At 65.7% G+C, this 21,354-nt stretch carries 13 protein-coding genes; 2 read left to right on the forward strand and 11 right to left on the reverse strand.

Translation table 11 applies throughout. The features are described from left to right. Positions 1–228, reverse strand: a 228-nt coding sequence (locus tag ACOZKU_RS18030) for an AEC family transporter (protein WP_421580036.1), incomplete at its 3' end; no start/stop codon positions are given. A 505-nt stretch (positions 229–733) separates the two neighbouring features. Here ACOZKU_RS18030 and ACOZKU_RS18035 point away from each other — a divergent pair. Continuing rightward, on the forward strand, positions 734–6,190 hold the full coding sequence (locus tag ACOZKU_RS18035) for an MG2 domain-containing protein (RefSeq protein ID WP_421580037.1): 5,457 nt from the start codon (positions 734–736) through the stop codon (positions 6,188–6,190). A gap of 12 nt (positions 6,191–6,202) precedes the next feature. Then, entirely contained in the window at positions 6,203–8,287 is a 2,085-nt protein-coding gene (gene pbpC, locus ACOZKU_RS18040; RefSeq protein WP_421580038.1) for a penicillin-binding protein 1C, read from the forward strand. Positions 8,288–8,455: 168 nt separating this feature from the next. Here the strand turns inward: pbpC and ACOZKU_RS18045 are convergent, their stop codons facing one another. The 10 genes from ACOZKU_RS18045 to ACOZKU_RS18090 all read right to left on the reverse strand — a co-directional run bounded on the left by ACOZKU_RS18045 (position 8,456) and on the right by ACOZKU_RS18090 (position 21,330). After that, positions 8,456–9,256, reverse strand: a complete 801-nt coding sequence (locus ACOZKU_RS18045; RefSeq protein ID WP_421580039.1) for a crotonase/enoyl-CoA hydratase family protein — start codon at positions 9,254–9,256, stop codon at positions 8,456–8,458. A gap of 13 nt (positions 9,257–9,269) precedes the next feature. Further along, entirely contained in the window at positions 9,270–10,145 is an 876-nt protein-coding gene (locus ACOZKU_RS18050; protein ID WP_421580040.1) for a hydroxymethylglutaryl-CoA lyase, read from the reverse strand. Further along, the gene (locus ACOZKU_RS18055) at positions 10,142–12,127 is read right to left on the reverse strand and encodes an acetyl-CoA carboxylase biotin carboxylase subunit (protein WP_421580041.1); all 1,986 of its coding nucleotides are present in this window, start codon (positions 12,125–12,127) and stop codon (positions 10,142–10,144) included. The genes ACOZKU_RS18050 and ACOZKU_RS18055 overlap by 4 nt, the downstream gene beginning before the upstream one ends. 14 nt (positions 12,128–12,141) lie before the next feature. Further along, entirely contained in the window at positions 12,142–12,525 is a 384-nt protein-coding gene (locus ACOZKU_RS18060) for a RidA family protein (RefSeq protein WP_421580042.1), read from the reverse strand. 12 nt (positions 12,526–12,537) lie between these two features. Next, the gene (locus ACOZKU_RS18065) at positions 12,538–14,145 is read right to left on the reverse strand and encodes a carboxyl transferase domain-containing protein (RefSeq protein WP_421580043.1); all 1,608 of its coding nucleotides are present in this window, start codon (positions 14,143–14,145) and stop codon (positions 12,538–12,540) included. Then, positions 14,145–15,293 (reverse strand): isovaleryl-CoA dehydrogenase, encoded by a 1,149-nt coding sequence (locus ACOZKU_RS18070; protein WP_421580056.1) that lies wholly within the window; start codon positions 15,291–15,293, stop codon positions 14,145–14,147. Before ACOZKU_RS18070 ends, ACOZKU_RS18065 begins: the two co-directional genes overlap by 1 nt. Positions 15,294–15,330: 37 nt before the next feature. Next, positions 15,331–18,789, reverse strand: coding sequence for an indolepyruvate ferredoxin oxidoreductase family protein (locus ACOZKU_RS18075; RefSeq protein WP_421580044.1), 3,459 nt, complete (start codon positions 18,787–18,789; stop codon positions 15,331–15,333). Between the two features lie 165 nt (positions 18,790–18,954). Continuing rightward, the gene (locus tag ACOZKU_RS18080; RefSeq protein ID WP_421580045.1) at positions 18,955–19,422 is read right to left on the reverse strand and encodes an Lrp/AsnC family transcriptional regulator; all 468 of its coding nucleotides are present in this window, start codon (positions 19,420–19,422) and stop codon (positions 18,955–18,957) included. Position 19,423: 1 nt separating this feature from the next. Beyond that, positions 19,424–20,575: a fumarylacetoacetate hydrolase family protein gene (locus ACOZKU_RS18085; protein ID WP_421580046.1), complete on the reverse strand. Its 1,152-nt coding sequence runs from the start codon at positions 20,573–20,575 to the stop codon at positions 19,424–19,426. Positions 20,576–20,649: 74 nt separating this feature from the next. After that, positions 20,650–21,330 (reverse strand): permease, encoded by a 681-nt coding sequence (locus tag ACOZKU_RS18090; RefSeq protein ID WP_421580047.1) that lies wholly within the window; start codon positions 21,328–21,330, stop codon positions 20,650–20,652. Between the last annotated feature and the right edge of the window lie 24 nt (positions 21,331–21,354).

Below are 21,354 nucleotides of genomic sequence, written 5' to 3' on the forward strand. Positions count from 1 at the left end.
GGTGACGGCGACGCCGCCGAAATAGGCGACCCAGATGCGCCAGGGCGCATCGCCGGCAAATTCGGCTTCCGCTATGGTGCGGAAGAGCAGGAGCGGCACGGCGACGCGGAAGACGAATTCGCCAAGCCCCTCCCCCAGTTCCTCCCGGAGGTAGCCGGTGCGGACGAGAAGCCAGCCAATGAGAATGAGCGCGAAGACGGGGAGAACATTGAGGGCGACGTCGGACATGATCATTCCGGGCAGGAAGCAGACGGCGACGCGCACCGTCTCAAGATACCGTCATGGGTAGAGCAATCGCCGGAAGGGGTCCAGCGCGATACGGCCGAAAAGCGCGCAAATGAAAAAAGCGAGGGTTATCCCCCCGCTTCCTCATCCCGGCCTGGCCGGGGAAGTGTTTCGCGCTGTGCCAGTACATCCGTGGTCACTGCGGTTCGAAACACGACTTTCGTGTCTGACGAGGGTTCTACAGACCCGCTGTTACAGGGGTATGACAGAAACCGTCCGTCGATGAGATGAAGTCTGCCCCGATATGGTTAACAAAAGGTTAATGCGCAAGGCCGGTGAAAAAATTCGCAATTCCGGCGATTGAACCGGCGATGTCAAACGTCTTTCCCCTTGGTTCCATGCGCCATGCCCTTTCCATCCCTCACGGCTCCCTGTCTTTCGATTGACAAGCCGGCTCCGGGTTCGGACAGTGGCGGCGGCAACGAGACGGCAGCGGTAGGAGGACTTCATGTCTAAACGCGCATTCCTGGGTTTCTCGGCACTTCTTCTTTCCGTGATCGCCTCACCGCCCCTGCCGGCCCAGGCCGAAGAGGCCCGCTCCGTCGTCACGACCGAGAACAGCGACTATTTCGGTTTCGATCTGCGCACCGTGCAGGACGTGACGCTCGACCAGTGCAAGAGCGACTGCATCGACGACCTCTCCTGCCGCGCCTTCACCTACAATCCCAAGGTGAAGTGGTGCTTCCTGAAGAGCGACTTCAACCAGCTCAACCATTTCCAGGGCGCAATCGCCGGCAAAATCCTGAAAGCCGACACGGCTGCCGATATCGGCGCCGCACCGGCCATGCCCTTCATTACGGAATACATGCTGACCGACGCGCGCGCGTTCCGCGACAATCTCGCGCTCGCCGCCGATCAGGCCGGCCAAGGCGCGGAAAGCCTTGCCTCGCTCGGCCGCATCGAGACGGCGTCGAGCCGCTTCGACCAGGCGCTTGCTGCCTATCGCGGCGCGCTGTCGCTGGCACCGGACGATTATTTCCTCTGGATCGAGACGGCCGAATCCATGGGCCGCGCTTACAACAACAGCTATCTCGCCGGCCAGGGCGCGCTTGCCGCGATCAACGCCTACCAGCTGTCGCGCACCACCGAGACGCGGGCGCGGGCGCTCGCGGTGCTGGGCGACACGCTCGACAAGTCGAGCAACTACCGTGCGGGCATCAATGCCTACAAGGCGAGCCTCGACCTAAAGGACGACGTCGCCGTCCGCTCGGCCTATCTCGGCCTGCGCGCGCGCCAGGGCTTCCGTATCGTCAACCACACGATCGATTCCGACAGCGCGACGCCGCGGGCCTGCGTGGAATTCTCCGAGCCGCTGGTGAAGTCCGGCGCCGACTACGCCTCCTTCGTTACGCTCGACGGTGCGGCACCGAAGGCCATCGAGGCCAAGGACCGGCAGATCTGCGTCGAGGGCCTGACGCACGGCCAGCGCTACAAGATCACCTTCCGCGCCGGCCTGCCGTCGTCCGTCGATGACCCGCTGGCCGCCGCCTCCGACCTCGACATCTACGTGCAGGACCGCGCCGCCATGGTGCGCTTCACCGGTGACGGCTTCGTGCTGCCCGGCAGCGTTCGCCGCGGCATCCCGATCGTTTCCGTCAACACCGACAGCGCCGACCTGAAGCTCTACCGCGTCGGCGACCGCGCCATTGCGGGCCTGCTCAATGAAAGCCGCTTCCTCACCCAGCTCGATGGCTATTCCGCCAGCCGCATCGAAAGCGAAAACGGCGAGCTGGTCTGGGAAGGCAAGATCGAGATTTCGCCGGAGCTGAACAAGGACGTCGTCACCAGCTTCCCGGTCGACGAGGCGCTGCCTGAGCGTAAGCCCGGCGTCTACGTGTTGACCGCCGCCGCCTCCAACGGCCGCAGCAACGAGTGGGACACCAAGGCGACGCAATGGTTCGTCGTCTCGGATGTCGGCCTTACCACCTATGCCGGCACTGATGGTCTTAACGTCTTCGCCCGCTCGCTCGACACGGCCGGCCCGCTCGACGGCGTCGAGCTGCAACTGATCGCCAAGAACAACGAGGTGCTCGGTACGGCGACGACCGATGCGGACGGCCGCGCGACCTTCACCGCCGGCCTGATGCGCGGCACCGCCGCCAACACGCCCGCCGTCATCCTCGCGAAGAAGGGCGAAGGCGATTTCGTCTTCCTCGACATGACGCGCGCCGGCTTCGACCTTTCCGACCGCGGCGTCACCGGCCGTCCGGCACCGGGCGCCATCGACGTGCTGGCCTGGACCGAGCGCGGCATCTACCGTGCCGGCGAAACGGTGCATGCCTCCGCGCTTGCCCGCGACATTGAGGCGAATGCCGTCGAAAAACTGCCGCTGACCTTCGTCTTCAACCGGCCCGACGGCGTGGAAGACCGCCGCATGGTCTCGGATGGCGCAGCCCTCGGCGGTCATACGATCGATCTGCCGCTGCAGGACAACAGCATGCGCGGCACCTGGACCATGCAGGTCTATACCGACCCGAAGGGCACGGCGATTGCCGAAAAGACCTTCCTCGTCGACGACTTCGTGCCCGATCGCATCGAATTCGACATGACGAGCGAGGCCAAGGAGGTCGAGGCCGGCGTTGCCGCTCCCGTCTCTGTCGAAGGCCGCTACCTCTATGGCGCGCCGGGTGCCGGCCTCGAAATCGAGGGCGACGTCGCGCTGAAGCCGACCCATCAGGATCCCGCCTATCCCGACTATGTCTTCGGTCTTGCCGATGAAGAGGCGATCGAGGAAAGCCGCATTCCGCTCGAAGGCCTCGACGTGCTCGACGAGGACGGCAAGGCGACTTTCGACATCAATGTCGCCGATCTGCCTGCTACCACCCAACGCCTCGAAGCGCTCGTGACGCTGCGCATGATGGAGGCCGGCGGCCGCGCCGTCGAACGCAGCCTCACTTTGCCCGTCAAATCCGAAGGCGCGATGATCGGCGTGAAGCCGGAGTTCAAGGGCGACCTCTCGGAAAACACCGTCGCCAACTTCAACGTCATCACCGTCGGTGCCGACGGCAAGAAGCAGGCGATGCAGGGCCTGCCCTGGAAGCTGCTTGCCGTGGAGCGGAATTACCAATGGTATCGCGACGGCAGCTCGTGGCGCTATGAGCCGGTGCTCTCCACCTCGCAGGTCGCCAACGGCACGCTCGACGTCACCGCTGACGGCGGCAAGATTTCCGTGCCTGTGACCTGGGGCCGCTACCGCCTCGAAGTGGAAAGCCCGGAGCCGGAAGGCCCCGCCACCAGCGTCGAGTTCGACGCCGGCTGGTATGTCGCCGCAAGCTCGACCGAAACGCCGGATGCGCTGGAAATCTCGCTCGACAAGGAAAGCTATGCGGTCGGCGACACGGCCAAGCTGAAGGTCTCCCCGCGCCATGCCGGCCAGGTTCTCGTGACCATCGGTGCCGAAAGCCTGATCGCCACCCAGACGGCGGCCATCGGCGCGGACGGCGGCGAGATCGACATTCCCGTCACCAAGGAATGGGGTCCCGGCTCCTATGTGACCGCGACGCTCTTCCGCCCCGGCTCCGACCAGGAAAGCCGTATGCCGATGCGCGCCATCGGCATCACCTGGCTGAAGGTCGATCCGGCGGATCGCAAGCTCAACCTTTCGCTCGACCTGCCGGAAAAGACCCTGCCGCGCCAGCCGCTCGACATTTCGCTGAAGGTCGCCGGCGCCGGTATTGGCGAAGAGGCCTACATCACGGTTGCCGCCGTCGATGTCGGCATTCTCAACCTCACCCGCTATGAAGCGCCCGATCCGGCCACCTGGTACTTCGGCCAGCGCCGCCTCGGCATGGAAATCCGCGACCTCTACGGCCGCCTGATCGACGGCTCGCTCGGCACGACCGGCCGGCTGCGCACCGGTGGCGACGGCGGCGAAGGCGCCCTTCAGGGCGATCCGCCGAAGGAAAAGCTCGTCGCCTTCTTTGCCGGCCCCGTGAAGCTCGATGCCGACGGCAATGCCAAGGTCAGCTTCGACATTCCGCAGTTCAACGGCACCGCCCGCGTCATGGCCGTCGCCTGGACGAAGACCGGTGTCGGCAGCGCCTCGAAGGACGTCGTCATCCGCGATCCCGTCGTCGTGACCGCAAGCCTGCCGAAGTTCCTCGCTCCAGGAGACCGTTCGGACCTGCGCCTCGACATCGCCAATACGGATGCGCCGGCCGGCGACTACACGCTGGAGATCACCCACAATGCTTCCGTGATGGTCGAACAGACCGGCGCGAGCCAGACGGTGAAGCTCGAAGCCGGCGGCAAGACCGCGCTGACCCTGCCCCTGATCGGCGGCGAGATCGGCGACGGCCTCATCTCGCTCAAGCTCTCCAACGGCAACGGCCTATCGCTCGAACAGGCCCTCAACGTGCCGGTGCGTCCGGCCGCCATGCCGATCACCACGCGCCGGCCGCTCGAAATCGCGGCAAACGGCAGCCTGACGATCGATGACCAGCTGCTTGCCGACAGCCAGATTGCCGGCGCCTCCGTCAGCCTCAGCGTGTCGCGGGCCGCCGCCTTCGACATCCCGGCGCTGCTGATGGCGCTCGATCGCTACCCCTATGGCTGCACCGAGCAGACCTCGAGCCGCGCCCTGCCGCTGCTTTACCTCAGCGAGCTTTCCAAGCAGTCCGGCCTGCCGGAAGACACGGAAACGCAGAAGCGCGTGCAGGATGCCATCTACCGCGTGCTGGCCAACCAATCGTCCTCGGGCAGCTTCGGCCTGTGGTCGCCGGGCTATGGCGATCTGTGGCTCGATGCCTTCGTGACGGACTTCCTGACCCGCGCCCGCGAACAAAAGTTCGACGTGCCGGAACAGGCGATGCTGCAGGGGCTTTCCAACCTGCAGAACTCCATCTCCTATGACGTCAACGTCTCCACCCAGGGCAACGAGATCGCCTATGCGCTCTACGTGCTCGCCCGCAACCGCAAGGCCGCGATCAGCGACCTGCGCTACTATGCCGACACGAAACTGTCGGAGTTCTCCTCGCCGCTCGCCCGTGCGCATCTTGCCGCGGCCCTCGGCCTCTATGGCGATGCCCAGCGCGCGACGAGCATCTTCGAAAACGCGCTCGGCCTTTCCCGCGACAGCGTCATGACCGCTAGCCTCTCGCGCACCGACTATGGTTCGTCGCTGCGTGACGGTGCCGCGATCCTGGCGCTCGCCGCCGAGGCACGGCCGGTTCCGGGCATCATTCCGGAGCTTTCCAAGCTCGTCGCCAAGCAGTGGGAGAACAAGCGCTGGACCAGCACGCAGGAACAGACCTGGATGCTGCTCGCCGCCCGCTCCGTGAAGGATGCCGACAAGGACCTGAAGCTGGAGATCAACGGTGCGGCCCGCGACGGCGGCTATGCCGCGCAGATGACGGGCAAGTCCCTGCTGGAGAACCCGCTGACCATCGCCAACCGCACCAGCGAGCCGGTTTCCGCCGTGCTCACCACGGTCGCGGCTCCCATCGATCCGCTGCCGGCCGGCGGCGACGGCTTTGCCATTGAGCGCACCTACTACACGCTCGACGGCGAGGAGGCGACGATCACCGAGGCGCAGCAGAACGAGCGCTACGTCGTGGTGCTGAAGGTGACGGAGCACAACAACTGGGCTTCGCGCATCATCATCACCGACCTCCTGCCCGCCGGCTTCGAAATCGACAATCCGAGCCTCGTCGATAGCGCGAAACTCGCTAATTTCGACTGGCTCGGCGAGACGGAAGCGGCGCATACGGAGTTCCGCTACGACCGCTTCGTCGCGGCCTTCAACCGCAGCGAAGGCGACAACCGCGACGTGACGCTCGCCTATGTCGTGCGCGCCGTGACCCCCGGCACCTATGACCTGCCGGCTGCCCAGGTGGAGGACATGTACCGTCCGCAATACTCCGCCCGCACGGCGACCGGCCGCATGCAGGTCATCAAGGCCGAGTAAGGGGTTCTGGCGATGGCGCTGTGGCGCAAACTTCTGATTGGGTCCCTCGGCGGGGCGGCAGCGATTGCCGCCCTCGCCTTCGGGCTCGATTACGCCGACCGTGCCTTTCCGCCGCCGATCGCGGTGGCGCAGACCGTCTCCAAGGAGGTGCTCGACCGCGACGGCCGCCTGCTGCGCGCCTTTGCGACGCCGGAAGGACACTGGCGGCTGAAGACCACGGCCGCCGATGTCGATCCGCAGTTCCTGCGCATGCTGGTGGCCTATGAGGACCGGCGCTTCAACGAGCATGGCGGCATCGACCCCTGGGCGTTGCTGCGCGCTGCCGGCCAGTTCATCGGCAATGGCCGCATCGTCTCGGGCGCGTCCACGCTCTCCATGCAGGTCGCACGTCTGATCGAGCCGCGCGAAAGCCGCTCGCTGCCGGCGAAGCTGCGCCAGATGGCCCGCGCCATCCAGCTCGAACGCCGGCTTTCCAAGGCGCAAATCCTCGATCTCTACCTGACGCTTGCCCCTTACGGTGGCAATCTGGAGGGTGTGCGTGCTGCAAGCCTCGCCTGGTTCGGCAAGGAGCCGAAGCGGCTTTCCGTCGCCGAAGCCGCCCTGCTCGTCGCCCTGCCGCAGCTGCCGGAAAAACGCCGGCCCGACCGCCATCGCGACGTTGCGGAAAAGGCGCGCGCGCGCGTGCTGACCCGCCTTGCCGTCTCCGATGTCATCGGCGAGGGCGAGGCTGAGCGCGCCAGCCTGGAAGCCGTGCCGGACCGCCGCCGCCAGCTTCCCTCCTATGCCGCGCATCTCTCGGAACTGGCGCTGCGCAAGAACCCGAAGGCGATCAAGCACGAGACCTCGCTCGATCGCACGGTGCAGGACGGTCTGGAGACCGTCGCCCGCGAGGCGGCCGAACGGCTCGGCCCGAAAATCTCCATCGCCATGGTGATGGCGGATGCCCGCACCGGCGAAATCCTCGGCGAAGTCGGCTCGGCGGATTATTTCGACGGCAGCCGCGCCGGCTGGATCGACATGACGCGCATCCGCCGCTCGCCCGGCTCGGCACTGAAGCCGTTCATCTACGGCCTTGCCTTCGAAGAGGGACTGGTCGCGCAGGAAACCATCGTCGAGGACCGGCCCGCCGATTTTTCCGGCTATCGCCCGCGCAATTTCGATATGACCTATCAGGGCGATATCAGCGTGCGCAAGGCGCTGCAATTGTCGCTCAATGTGCCCGCCGTGCGCCTGCTCGAAGCCGTCGGCCCGACGCGGATGATGGTGCGCTTCCGCCGGGCCGAGGTGCGTCCCGAACTGCCGCCGGGCGAAACGCCGGGCCTCGCGATCGGCCTTGGCGGCCTCGGCATCACGCTGCGCGACCTCACCCAGCTCTATGCGGCGCTCGCCAATCGCGGCATGCCGGTGCAGCTCGGCGACGGCATAACCGGCGATGCCAAGGTGATCGTTGGCGACCCGCTGCTCGATCCCGTCGCCGTCTGGCAGGTTTCCGACGTGCTCTCGGGCGTCACCCCGCCGACCGGCAGCCGCCGCCTCGGCATCGCCTACAAGACCGGCACGAGCTACGGATACCGCGACGCTTGGTCGGTCGGTTATGACGGCCGCCATGTGCTCGGCGTCTGGGTCGGCCGGGCCGACAATGGCGCGGTGCCGGGCCTGACCGGCTATGGTGCTGCAGCCCCCATCCTCTTCGAAGCCTTTTCCCGCTCCGGCATCGCCATCACCGCCCTGCCTCGCGCGCCGGCCGGGGCACTGCGCATCGCGCAATCCGAACTGCCGGCCAGCCTGCGCCGCTTCTCGACGACGGCGAACGGCCTCGTTACCGTGGTTTCCCGCGAACCCGCGCCGCAGATCGTCTATCCGCCGGAAGGCGCCTCCGTCGAGCTCGGCGCGACCAAAGGCACCGATATCTCACCCCTCGTCCTGAAACTTCAGGGCGGCCGCGCACCCTTCCGCTGGCTTGCCAACGGCAAGGTGCTGCCCGAGGCCTCGCGCCGGCGCACGACGCAATGGATGCCGGAAGGTGCGGGCTTCTCGACGTTGACGGTGATCGATGCGGCGGGGCGGGCGGCGAGCGTCCGGGTGTTTATCGAGTAGCACGGGAAGCTGCCCCTCATCCGGCCTGCCGGCCACCTTCTCCCCGCAAGCGGGGAGAAGGGAATATGCCGCACCGTTTTCCTGATTGTTCAACATCGCGACGGGGCACGTCCCCTCTCCCCGCCTGCGGGGAGAGGGTTAGGGTGAGGGGCATACCTAAGCCATGCCTCACTTCATCGTATCGTCAGGTACCCAATTCGCCTTGCGTTTCTCCAGGAAGGCGGCGATGCCCTCTGCCGCTTCCGGCGTCTCCCAGGTATCGGCAAGCCGCGTCAGCGTCATCTCGATCACGGTTTCGTCGATCGGCGAAGCCAGCGCGTGGGCCAGCGCCTTCGTCGCTGCGACGGCCTCCGGGGAGGTTGCGAAATAGGGCTTGATCTCCGCCTCGACCGCCGCGTCCAGCGCGTCGGGCGCCACGACGCCACTGACGAGGCCGATGTCGCGGGCCGTCGGCGCGTCGAACAGGCGCGCGGAGGTCGCAAGGCGCAGGAAGGCGGCAGGGCCGATGCGGGCGGCGACATAGGGGCTGATCGTTGCCGGGATGAGGCCGAGCCGGGTTTCCGTCAGGCCGAAGCGCGCGCCCTCCGCGGCAATCGCCGCGTCACAGACACTGATCAGGCCAACGCCGCCGCCATAGGCCTGGCCGTTGACGCGGGCGACCAGTGGTTTTGGCAGATCGCGCAGTGCCTTCAGCATCAAGGCAAGACGGCGTGCTTCGGCGATGCGCGCCTCGCGGCTGGCCGCGATCTGTTCCTTCATCCAGTTGAGATCGCCACCGGCGCAGAAGCTCTCGCCCTCGCCCGTCAGCACGACGACGCGCACCGCCTTGTCCTCGCCCAGCAGGCCGGCAACGGTCGTGAGTTCGCGGATCATCAGGCCGGACAGCGCGTTGTGCTGCGCATGGCGGCGCAAGGTCAGGGTCGCCACGCCGCGACGATCGACGGATACCGATATGGTCTCGAAATGCATGGCTCTCCCTCCTTCACGCAGTCTTGCGGATATCAGCCTTGCCGGTGATGCGCCGCGCGAAAGCGGCGGCCGCCGCCAGCTTCTCGCGGTCGAGACCGGTCTCAAAGCCCTCCGCCGCCAGCATGTCGGCAACGGCGAGCGTATCGACATTGCCGCGCGCGCCCGGCGCATAGGGGCAGCCGCCAAGACCGCCGACGGAGGCGTCGAAGACAGTCAGCCCATGATCGAGCGCCACGCGGATATTGTCGAGCGCCAGCCCGTTCGTATCGTGGAAATGACCGGCGAGGTTTTCCGGGAAGGCCACGGCGAGCACGACATCCAGCATGGCCGCGACCTCGGACGGGCGCGCGCGGCCGATCGTATCGCCAAGGCTCACCTCATGGCAGCCGAGGCGCAACAGTTGGCTTGTCACCCGCGCCACCGCGCAGGGCTCGACCGGCCCGTCATAGGGGCATTGCACGACGCAGCTGACATAGCCGCGCAGCAGGATGCCATCCGCCTTCGCCGCTTCCGCCACCGGCCGGGCGCGCTCGATGCTCTCGGCAATCGAGCAGTTCAGGTTCGCGCGGGAAAAACCCTCGGAGGCCGAAAGGAAGACGGCGACCTCGTCGACGCCGGCCGCCTTCGCCGCCTCGTAGCCCTTCATGTTGGGCACGAGAGCCGCATAGGAAATGCCGGGCCGGCGCTTGATGCCGGCCATGACCGCCGCGCCATCGGCCAGTTGCGGCACCCATTTGGGGCTGACGAAACTCGTCGCCTCGATGCGGGAGAAACCGCACTCGGACAGACGGTCGATCAAGGCGATCTTCTCGGCTGACGGAATGATCGCCTTCTCGTTCTGCAGCCCGTCGCGGGCGGCCATTTCGACAATCTCGATGCGTCCGCTCATGCCGCCTCCTCAGGCTCGAGCGACAGCAGCAGCGCGCCCTCCGCCACCTGATCGCCCACCGCCACGGGGAGCGTTGCCACCACGCCGTCGCGGGGTGCGGCGAGCACCAGCTCCATCTTCATCGCCTCCATGGTGACAAGCGCGTCACCCTTGGCGACGCGCGCACCTGGTTCGGTCGAGACGATGCGCACCAGCCCCGGCATCGGCGCGACCAACCGGTCGCCGCCAGCCGCTGCCTCGCCATGATGGCCGGTTTCTTCGGCAAGCGCGAACGCGTGGCCGTGGCCGCCGAAGAAGACGGCGATGTCGCGACCCTCCCGATGCACCGTCGCCGAAAACACATGCCCCTCGAAATCGGCGCGGACCGAACGGCCGTCCGTCGACTGCACGCGCAGCTCCGTCTCGATGCCATTGTGCTCGACGCGGTAGCGGTCCTTCTCGAGCATCGTCACGCGGAGCGCCTGTTCCACACCGCCATGGTCGAAGAAGACGGTCTGCGCCGGTGCGCCCCAGAGGCGGAAACCACGGATATGGCCCCAGGGATCCGGATCGACCGCAGCCTTGAGGAAACCCATTGACGAGAGAGCGGCAAGCGCAAAGGCTTCCTCCGGTGCTTGCGGGTCGGCTAGCAGGGTCTCGCCGGCGCGGCCGATCAGGCCCGTATCGACATCACCTGCCGCAAAGGCCGGATGGCGGCAGAGGCGCACGAGAAAGCCGGCATTGGTCGTCAACCCGCCGACGCGGCATTGCTCCAGCGCCGTCTCCAGTCTGGAAAGCGCCTCCGTGCGGCTGCGACCATGGGTGATGACCTTGGCGATCATCGGATCGTAGAAAGGCGTGATGCGATCGCCTGCCCGCACGCCGGAATCGATGCGGGCGAAATCCGGCACGTCGAAAACCGTCAGGCGGCCGGTCGCGGGAAGAAAATCGCGCGCCGGGTTTTCCGCATAGAGCCGCGCCTCGAAGGCCCAGCCATCGATGACAAGCTCCTCCTGCCGCTTCGGCAAGGGCTCGCCGTCCGCGACGCGCAGCTGCCATTCCACAAGGTCGAGGCCCGTGATCGCCTCCGTCACTGGATGCTCGACCTGCAGACGCGTGTTCATCTCCATGAAATAGAAACGATCCTGCCGGAGCCCTTCGGAAACGTCGGCGATGAACTCCACCGTGCCCGCGCCGCTATAACCGATCGCCGCCGCCGCGCGCACGGCGGCCTGCCCCATGGCCGCGCGCATTTCAGCCGTCATGCCGGGCGCCGGCGCCTCCTCGATGACCTTCTGGTGGCGGCGTTGCAGTGAGCAGTCGCGCTCGAAGAGATGCACGACATTGCCATGCCCGTCACCGAAAACCTGCACCTCGATATGGCGCGGCTTCGCCATGTATTTTTCGACGAGCACGCGGCCGTCGCCGAAGGCGCTCTCGCCCTCGCGGCGGGCGCTTTCCAGCGCGGCGGCGAAATCGGCGGGATCATCCACCCGCCGCATGCCCTTGCCGCCGCCGCCGGCGCGCGCCTTGATCAGCACGGGATAGCCGATCGCCTGCGCCTCGCCGGCCAGGAAAGCGGCATCCTGTCGCTCGCCGTGGTAGCCCGGCACGACGGGCACGCCCGCCTTTTCCATCAGGGCCTTGGCAGCATCCTTCAGGCCCATGGCGCGGATGGCATTGGCCGAGGGGCCGATGAAGACGAGGCCGGCTGCTTCCACCGCCTCGACGAAATCGGGATTTTCCGAGAGGAAACCGTAGCCAGGATGCACGGCCTGCGCGCCGCTCGCCTTGGCCGCCTCGATGATGGCTGGAATGTTCAGGTAGCTTTTCGCGGCCTCCGCCGGCCCGATGCGCACCGCCTCGTCGGCCATTTCGACATGCAGCGCGTCACGGTCGGCATCCGAATAGACCGCGACCGTCGCCACACCCAGACGGCGCGCGGTGCGGATGACGCGGCAGGCGATTTCGCCTCGGTTGGCGATGAGGATTTTCCTGAACATCCCGGCTCCGCTTCTCATTGCGCTGCGATGGCTTCGACTTCGAGCAGCCATTTCTCGTCGAAGATCGCGGCGATGACGACGCTCATCGCCGGCGCGATGCTGCCGAGATACTCGCTGCGGATTTCGCGATTGGCCATGGTGTGGTGCCGGTCTGCGAGGAAGGTCGTCACCTTGACGAGATCGGCCTTCGACATGCCGGACGCCTTCAGCTGCGCATCGATGTTGCGCCAGACGAGCCGCGCCTGGTCCTCGAAACTCTCCGGCACCTTGTCGTCGTCGGACATGGGGATCTGGCCGCTGATGAACAGCAGCGTCTTGAAATCCGTAAGCTTCACGGCCTGCGAATAGCCGCCGCGCGGGGCGGGTGCGTTCTTGGCATTGATGGTTTCGCGGTTCATGACTTGCCTCCTCTACATCCTGAAGATGCCGAAACGGGTGGGCTCGATGGGCGCATTGAGCGCCGCGGAAAGCGACAGCGCCAGCACGTCGCGCGTCTTGCGCGGATCGACGATGCCGTCGTCCCAGAGCCGCGCCGACGCATAGAGCGGATGGCTTTGGCGGGCGAACATGTCGATGGTCGGCTGCTTGAAGGCCGCCTCTTCCTCGGCGCTCCAGTTGCCGCCCGTGCGCTCGATGCCCTCGCGTTTGACGGTCGCGAGCACCCCGGCCGCCTGCTCGCCGCCCATGACGGCGATGCGGCTGTTCGGCCAGGTCCAGAGGAAGCGCGGCGAATAGGCCCGCCCGCACATGCCGTAATTGCCGGCACCATAGGAGCCGCCGATCAGCACCGTAAGCTTCGGCACATTGGCCGTGGCGACAGCAGTCACCAGCTTCGCGCCATTCTTGGCGATGCCCTCGGCCTCGTATTTGCGGCCGACCATAAAGCCGGTGATGTTTTGCAGGAAGACGAGCGGAATGCCGCGCTGGGCGCAGAGCTCGATGAAATGCGCGCCCTTCAGCGCCGCCTCGGAAAACAGCACGCCATTGTTGGCGATGATGCCGACGGAAAGGCCATGCAGGGCCGCGAAACCGCAGACCAGCGTCGTGCCGAAGCGGGCCTTGAACTCGTCGAAACGCGAGCCGTCCACCACGCGGGCGATGACCTCGCGCACGTCGTAGGGCGTGCGCGTATCCGTCGGAACGATGCCGAGCAGCTCCTCCGGGTCATAGAGCGGCGCTTCGCCTTCGCCCATTTTCGTAACCTCCGGCTTACGCGTATTGAGGTTGGCGGCGATCTGGCGAGCAATCGACAAAGCATGGCGGTCGTCGCGGGCGAGATGGTCCGCAACGCCGGAAAGGCGGCTGTGCACGTCGCCGCCGCCGAGATCCTCGGCCGTCACCACCTCGCCCGTCGCGGCCTTCACCAGCGGCGGGCCGGCGAGAAAGATCGTGCCCTGGTTTTCGACGATTACGGTCTCGTCGCTCATCGCCGGCACATAGGCGCCGCCCGCCGTGCAACTGCCCATGACGACGGCGACCTGCGGAATGCCGGATGCGGACATCTGTGCTTGATTGTAGAAGATGCGACCGAAGTGATCGCGGTCGGGAAAGACCTCGTCCTGGTTCGGCAGGTTGGCGCCGCCGGAATCGACGAGATAGATGCAGGGCAGCCGGTTTTCCGCCGCGATCTCCTGCGCGCGCAGGTGCTTTTTCACGGTGATGGGATAATAGGTGCCGCCCTTCACCGTCGCATCGTTGCAGACCACCATGCATTCGCGGCCGGAGACGCGGCCGATTCCGGATATCATGCCGCCGCAAGGAGATGCGCCGTCATAAAGGCCATGACCGGCGGTGAGTCCTATTTCGAGAAAAGGCGAACCGGGATCGAGCAATTGCGCGACGCGGTCGCGCGGCAGAAGTTTTCCACGCGAGACATGGCGTTCCCGCGCCTTCGCCCCGCCGCCATCCATGGCGAGGCCGGCTGCGTCCTCGACGAGTTTCAGCGCATCGAGCATCGCCTTTCGATTGGTCTCGAAGACTTCGCTGCGGGTGTTCACGGCCGAGGGGAGGATCGGCATCACAGCGTCTCCTGAAAGATTTCGCGGCCGATGAGCATGCGGCGGATTTCCGAGGTGCCGGCGCCGATCTCGTAGAGCTTGGCGTCGCGCAGCAGGCGGCCGGTCGGGTAGTCGTTGATATAGCCGTTGCCGCCGAGCGACTGGATGGCCTCGAGCGCCAGCTTCGTCGCCATCTCGGCGGAATAGAGGATGCAGCCGGCGGCATCCTTGCGGGTCGTCTCGCCACGGTCGCAGGCGGCGGCAACGGCATAGACGTAAGCGCGGCAGGCGTTGAGCGCGACATACATATCGGCGACCTTGCCCTGCATCAGCTGGAACTCGCCGATCGGCCGGTCGAACTGCCTGCGCTCATGGATATAGGGCACGACCACGTCGAGGCAGGCGGCCATGATGCCGAGCGGCCCGCCCGAAAGCACGACACGCTCATAGTCGAGGCCGGACATCAGCACGTTGACGCCGCGCCCCACGGTGCCCATGACGTTTTCCTCCGGCACCTCGCAATCGGTGAAGACCAGTTCGCCGGTATTGGAGCCGCGCATGCCGAGCTTGTCGAGTTTTTGGGCGGTCGAAAAGCCTTTGAAGCCTTTCTCGATGAGGAAGGCGGTGATGCCGCGCGAGCCGGCGTCGGGGTCGGTCTTGGCGTAGACCACCAGCACGTCCGCATCCGGGCCGTTGGTGATCCACATCTTGTTGCCGTTCAGCACATAGCGGTCGCCGCGCTTCTCCGCGCGCAGCTTCATCGAGACGACGTCGGAGCCCGCCCCCGGCTCGGACATGGCGAGCGCCCCGACATGGTCGCCGGATATGAGCTTCGGCAGATATTTTTCACGCTGCGCCGGCGAGGCGTTGCGCACCAGCTGGTTGACGCAAAGGTTGGAATGGGCGCCGTAGCTCAGGCCCACCGAGGCCGAGGCGCGGCTGATCTCCTCCATCGCCACGCAATGGGCGAGATAGCCCATGCCGGAGCCACCGAGCCCCTCGGGCGCGGTGATGCCGAGCAGGCCGAGATCGCCCATTTCCCGCCAGAGCGGCATGGGGAAATTGTTGCTCCGGTCGATTTCTGCGGCCTGCGGCGCGATGCGGTCCGTCGCGAAACGCCGCACGCTTTCCCTGAGCGCTTCAATATCCTCTCCAAGCCCGAAGCTCATGCCGGCGTCGTACATATCCACCCTCCCCTTACGATCGTCAGGCGATTGCCTTTTCTTCTGTTCTGTCGAAGGCCGCGCGTTTTTCGACCTCGCGCGCCTTCACGCGCTTTGCCGCCTCCTCCTTGACGGGACCGTAGCCCCTGATCTCACCGTAAAGCGAAAGCAGCGCAACGGCAGCGTTGAGGTTATCGCGGCAAAGCCCTTGCAGCACATGCGCGACCAGCGCCTCGTAGTCGGTGATGAGCTGGCGCTCCATGCGACGCTCCGCGGTGCGGCCGAACGGATCGAAGCCCGTGCCGCGCAGGCCCTTGAGGCTGGCCAACAGGCCGAAGGCCGGCAGCATCCAGCGGCCAAAGCGGCGTTTGCGCGGACGGCCATTGGCATCCTCGCCCTTCAGGAAGGGCGGTGCGAGGTTGAAGGCGATCTTGTAATTGCCGTCGAACTGTTCGGCGAGACCAGCCTTGAAAGCCGGATCGGTGAAGAGCCGGGCGACCTCGTATTCGTCCTTGTAGGCAAGGAGCTGGGCGTAGACATGCGCCACCGTGCGCAGCAGCCGGTCATCCGCGCCAAGTGCCCTTTCCGCCTCCCCCACGCGGTTCACCAGCGCCCTGTAGCGGCCGGCCAGCGCCGCATTCTGATAGGCGGTCAGGTGTTTTTCACGATGGGCGATCAGGTCTGCCGTCGGCATCGTCTCCAGCGTCGCGACCGGCTTGCCGGGATGCAGCAGGCGTTCGGCGCGGGCGGGATCGGCGGCGATGAGGCGGCCCCAGCCGAAGGCGGAGAGCGTGGCATCGACAGCCACGCCGTTCAGCGCGATCGCCTGTTCGATCGACTGGCGGGTGAGCGGAATCAGCCCCTTCTGCCAGGCATAGCCGGTCATCAGGATGTTCGTCGCCATGGCATTGCCGGCGACCTTCTCGGCGACCGTCGTGAAGTCGAGAAGATACGAGGCCTCGCGCAGTGCCGCACGCACCGTGCTCTCCACATCGCGGCGGCGGAAGTCGAAGTCGCGCTTGCGCACGAAATCGGCGACCGGGGTGAGCCGCGTGTTGATCACGCCCGTCGTGCGGTGATGGTCGCAGAGCGTCACGGCATCCTTGGAGGAGGCCACCACGTCGTCGGCGGCGATCAGCAGATCCGCGCCGCCGGTGATGATGCGCGGCGAGGAGACGTCCTGATCATGCAGGCCGATGCGCAGGTGGCTCATGACGGCACCACCCTTCTGGGCAAGGCCGGCCATGTCGAGGATCATCGGCGACTTGCCGTCGAGATGGGCGGCCATGCCGAGGATGGCGCTGATCGTCAGGATGCCCGTGCCGCCAATGCCGGCGATGGCGATGTTGTAGGACCGGTCGCCGATCTTCACGATATCGGGATCCGGAATGTCGGTCATGTCGGGATTGGAACGCGCCGCCTTGCGCAGCCGGCCACCCTCCACCGTCACGAAGGACGGGCAGAAGCCCTTGAGGCAGGAATAGTCCTTGTTGCAGGTCGACTGGTTGATCTTGCGCTTGCGGCCGAGCTCCGTATCGAGCGGCTCGACGGAGACGCAGTTCGACTGGGTGGAACAGTCGCCGCAGCCTTCGCAGACGGCGGGATTGATCATCAGGCGGACCGGCGGGTCCTCCATCAGGCCACGCGAGCGGCGGCGGCGCTTTTCGGCCGCACAGGTCTGCACATAGACGATCGCCGAACAGCCGGGCGCCTCTCTGATGTCGCGCATCACCCGGTCCAGCTCGTCGCGGTGGCGCACGATGGTGCCGGGTGCGAGCATGGAGGGCGAATAGGCTTCCGGATGATCGGAGACGAGGTAGATCGGCTCGACGCCCTCGTCGAAGAGCTGGCGCGTCACCGCCTCGGGGCTGATCGGCCCATCGACGGCCTGGCCGCCGGTCATCGCCACCGCATCGTTATAGAGGATTTTGTAGGTGATGTTGACGCGGGCGGCGACCGACTGGCGCACGGCCAGAATGCCGGAATGGTAATAGGTGCCGTCGCCCAGATTGACGAAGATGTGCTTTTCGTCGGTGAAGGGCGCGATGCCCGACCACGGCACGCCCTCGGCGCCCATGTGGGTGAAGGTCGCCGTCTCGCGGTCCATCCACTGCACCATGTAGTGACAACCGATACCCGCCGTCGCGCGGCTGCCTTCCGGCACCTTGGTGGAACTGTTGTGCGGACAGCCGGAGCAGAAATAGGGCACGCGCTCGATGGGCGCGGCATGCGTCTTGCGGATCTTTTCGCGCTCGAGAAGATAGGCGAGCTCGTCGGAAATCAGCTTCTTCAGGCCGGCATCGAATTCGAAATGCAGGAGCCGCGCGGCAATCGCCCGCGCCACCATGCCGACCGTCAGCGCCTGCGACAGCGGCAGGAACGCGTGGTCGTCATGGTCGAACTTGCCGATGATGCGTGGCCGCTCGCCATGATGCCAGTTGAAGAGCTGTTGCTTGATCTGGTTTTCGATGATCTCGCGGCGTTCCTCGACGACGAGCACCTCTTCCAGCCCTCGCGAGAATTCACGCACGCCCTCCGGCTCCAGCGGCCAGGGCATGCGGACCTTGTAGATGCGCATGCCGATCTCGGCCATCTCGGCCGGGCCGAGCGAAAGCTCCTTCAGTGCCTGCAGCACATCCTCATAGGCCTTGCCGGAGGCGATGATGCCGAAGCGGGCGCGCGGCACGTCATGCGTCACCTCGTCCACCTTGTTGGCGCGGGCAAAGGCGACGGCGGCGTAACCCTTGTAGGTCTGGAGCCGCTCGTCCTGCGGCAGCGGCGGATCGGGCCAGCGCAGGTTGAGGCCGCCGGGCGGCAATTCGAAATCCTGCGGAATGACGAACTGGCGGCGCTCGCCGGCAAGGTCCACCGAGGCGGTCGTCTCGACCGTATCGGAAATGAACTTCATACCGACCCAGCAGCCGGAATAGCGCGACATGGCCGTGCCAAGCAGGCCGTATTCGACGAATTCGTGGATGGACGAGGGATAGAGCACCGGAATAACCGCCGACATGAAGGCGTGATCGGACTGGTGCGGGATGGAGGACGACTTGGCCGAATGGTCGTCGCCGGCAAAACAGAGCACGCCGCCGTGCTTCGAGGTACCGGCGGCATTGGCGTGTTTCAGCACGTCGCCGCAGCGGTCGACACCCGGCCCCTTGCCATACCAGTAGCCGGCCACACCATCATAGCGCGCGCCGGGCGACAGATGCAGCTGCTGGGTGCCCCAGACGGCAGTGGCGGCGAGATCCTCGTTGACACCGGGCCGGAACACGATGTCGTGCGCCGCCAGGTGCTTGCCGGCCTTGGCCAGCTGCTGGTCGTAGCCGCCGAGCGGCGATCCGCGATAACCCGAGATGAATGCGGCGGTGTTCAGGCCCGCGGCGCGGTCGTGCCGCATCTGAACGATCGGCAGGCGCACGAGCGCCTGGATGCCGGAAAGGAAGATCCTCCCACTTTCCGCCGTATACTTATCCTCGAGAGAAAAGCTCTGCTTCAGCATGACTTCCTCCTCGATGGCCCTCCTCCACGAAAGCCATCCTCCATAATGTAGGAGCTTACGCAGGGATTGGGAGGAGCGGGTCCTTATTTTGACCCTGAAAAATCATCGTTTTGGGACGCCGTCCGCAAAAGCGGCCGGCAAATGCAAAGCCATCCTATTGTGGCGTCAGATCGGAACCCGGTGTGTGTTCTTGAGCTCATCGAGCGCGAAGCTCGAATTGACGAAACCGACGCCGGGAAGACGCAGCAGCGCCTTCTTCAGGATTTCCTCATATTGCCGGACACTGCTCGTCAGCACGCGCAGCACATAGTCGTGGTCGCCGGTCATGGAGTAGCACTGCACGACCTCGGGCATGTTCTTCACGGCCTTCTCGAACTCCAGCAGCGTCGCCTCGTCATGCTGCTTCAGCCGCACGAAACAGAAGACCGAGACTTCGAAACCGACCATCCTGGGCTCGACGGCGATGATGCGGCCGCGGATGATGCCCTGTTTTTCCATCTCCTTGATGCGCCGCCAGCAGGGCGTATGGCTCAAGCCGACGCGCTCGCCGATCTCGGCAACGGTCAGCTCCGGCTCGCTTTGCAGGAGGCGCAGGATCTTGCGGCTCGTCTCGTCCAGCACGCCTTCGGCCATGTCAAAGCAGCCCGCGCGCGGAGAGATTGCGCATCAGCGCCGCGATGCCGAAGGTCCAGGGCGGGCATTCGGTGGAAAGGCGCACGGTGTTGGCAAGCGCCCCCAGTTCCGCATTGGAAATCACCACGCGGTCGCCCGTCTTGTGCGTGAAGCCCTGCCCCGGCGCATCGCGATCCTCGACCGGCGCAAACAGCGTGCCCATGAACAGCATGAAGCCATCGGGATATTGATGATGCCGGCCGATGGTCTGCGCGACGAGATCGAGCGGGTCGCGGCTGATCTCGCGCATGGTGCTGCGGCCCTTCAGCACGAAACCGTCCTCGCCCTGGATCATGAGATCGAGATCGGCCTTGCGCACATCGTCGATCGAATAGGTCTCGTCGAACAGCCGGATGAACGGGCCGATGGCGGAAGAGGCATTGTTGTCCTTCGCCTTGCCGAGCAGCAGCGCCGAGCGCCCCTCGACATCGCGCAGATTGACGTCGTTGCCGAGCGTCGCGCCCTTGACGCGGCCTGCACTATCGACGGCAAGCACGATTTCCGGCTCCGGATTGTTCCATTTGGAAACCGGATGCAGCCCGACCGACGCGCCCCAGCCGACGGACGACAGGACCGGCGCCTTGGTGAATACCTCTGCATCCGGCCCGATACCGACTTCGAGATATTGCGACCAGACGCCCTCCTCGATCAGCGCCGCCTTGACCCTGGCGGCTGCTTCCGAACCCGCCTTCAGATCGCGCAGGCTGTCGCCGATGATCGCAGTGACGCGCCCGCGCACCTTTTCCGCCAGTGCCGGATTTCCGGCCGCCTTCTCCTCGATCACGCGCTCGATCATCGAGCGGGCGAAGGTGACGCCGCAGGCCTTCACGGCCTGCAGATCGCAGGGGGCCAGAAGATGCAGATGGGAAAAATTGCCGGCGCCTTCTATCGAGGCCTCCAGCACGGCATCGAGCGAGCCGAGCTGCTCGCAGGGTGCCGCGCGCGCAATCGCGACCGGATCGTCCTTCTCCAGCAAGTCCCGCATGGTCGGCACATCCTTCGACGTGATGTCGCAGAGCCTGCCATCCCTCAGCACCACCACCGCCGGCCCCTGCACATCCGGCCGCCAGACGCGCCCGACAAACGTCCCCCGCGAAAAATCACCTGCCGTCACGCGCCGCTCCTCCAAAATCCTCGATGAAGGTTCTAGCGCGAAAAGGGCTCGAGGGAACAGGGCGAAGATGTCGATCAGCCGGGCCCGGCGCCAAGCGCATAGGCAAGGGCGGCCGTTGCCAGGAAAAGCAGCAGCATCGCCTCCACCACCGTGCGTGCCACAAGCCACAGCGCAAGCGGCGTGCCGATGCGCAGGTCCTGGCGGAACCAGCGGACTTCCACGACGACGTACCAGAGCAGGGAAAGAAGTGTGATCGCCGTTCCGGCCAGAACCCATCCGGGATGATCGGCACGGGCGATATTCATGCCCGTGCTGACGCCGAAGGCGTAAGGGGCTGCAACATAACACTGGCTGTAAAACGGCGGTTTCAGGGTCTCGCGGTCCAGCTCGGCGCCCGCCTGCCGCAATAGCCGCACCGCCATCAGCAGCGGGAAGAAGCTGAAGAGAAAAGCACGGAAGATCAGAAGATTGGTGTCGTTGCGCAGCATGTCCGGCAACAGGCCGTCATCCCTGTGCGCAATGAGCGCCAGTTCCAGCCCGTGGGCGAACAGCAGCGTCAGCAGCAGGAAAAGCGGCGGGCTCAGCGTGTCCTTGTAGCGCTCTTCCATGATGTCGCCGAGTTCGATATCCGCGTAGCGCATCATCTCGCGTGGGCGGGTCAGCGTGCGCCAGAGCGTCACCGGATAGAAGACGAGCCAGGAAACCAGCTCGTAGAGCAGTTCTTCCAGCGACTGCAGCAGGCGCATGAAATCCATGATGGCTCCCCGGTGACGCAATCC

This window comes from Shinella sp. M31 (assembly GCF_049199205.1).
Classification (GTDB): Bacteria; Pseudomonadota; Alphaproteobacteria; order Rhizobiales; family Rhizobiaceae; genus Shinella.

What these genes read in the sequence shown, in the direction of transcription:
- ACOZKU_RS18050 (WP_421580040.1), bottom strand. Translation starts at nt 10,145, where the DNA reads ATGAGCGGACGCATCGAGATTGTCGAAATGGCCGCCCGCGACGGGCTG.
- ACOZKU_RS18075 (WP_421580044.1), bottom strand. Translation starts at nt 18,789, where the DNA reads ATGCTGAAGCAGAGCTTTTCTCTCGAGGATAAGTATACGGCGGAAAGT.
- ACOZKU_RS18035 (WP_421580037.1), top strand. Translation starts at nt 734, where the DNA reads ATGTCTAAACGCGCATTCCTGGGTTTCTCGGCACTTCTTCTTTCCGTG.
- ACOZKU_RS18070 (WP_421580056.1), bottom strand. Translation starts at nt 15,293, where the DNA reads ATGAGCTTCGGGCTTGGAGAGGATATTGAAGCGCTCAGGGAAAGCGTG.
- ACOZKU_RS18065 (WP_421580043.1), bottom strand. Translation starts at nt 14,145, where the DNA reads ATGCCGATCCTCCCCTCGGCCGTGAACACCCGCAGCGAAGTCTTCGAG.
- ACOZKU_RS18055 (WP_421580041.1), bottom strand. Translation starts at nt 12,127, where the DNA reads ATGTTCAGGAAAATCCTCATCGCCAACCGAGGCGAAATCGCCTGCCGC.
- ACOZKU_RS18060 (WP_421580042.1), bottom strand. Translation starts at nt 12,525, where the DNA reads ATGAACCGCGAAACCATCAATGCCAAGAACGCACCCGCCCCGCGCGGC.
- ACOZKU_RS18090 (WP_421580047.1), bottom strand. Translation starts at nt 21,330, where the DNA reads ATGGATTTCATGCGCCTGCTGCAGTCGCTGGAAGAACTGCTCTACGAG.
- ACOZKU_RS18045 (WP_421580039.1), bottom strand. Translation starts at nt 9,256, where the DNA reads ATGCATTTCGAGACCATATCGGTATCCGTCGATCGTCGCGGCGTGGCG.
- pbpC (WP_421580038.1), top strand. Translation starts at nt 6,203, where the DNA reads ATGGCGCTGTGGCGCAAACTTCTGATTGGGTCCCTCGGCGGGGCGGCA.
- ACOZKU_RS18080 (WP_421580045.1), bottom strand. Translation starts at nt 19,422, where the DNA reads ATGGCCGAAGGCGTGCTGGACGAGACGAGCCGCAAGATCCTGCGCCTC.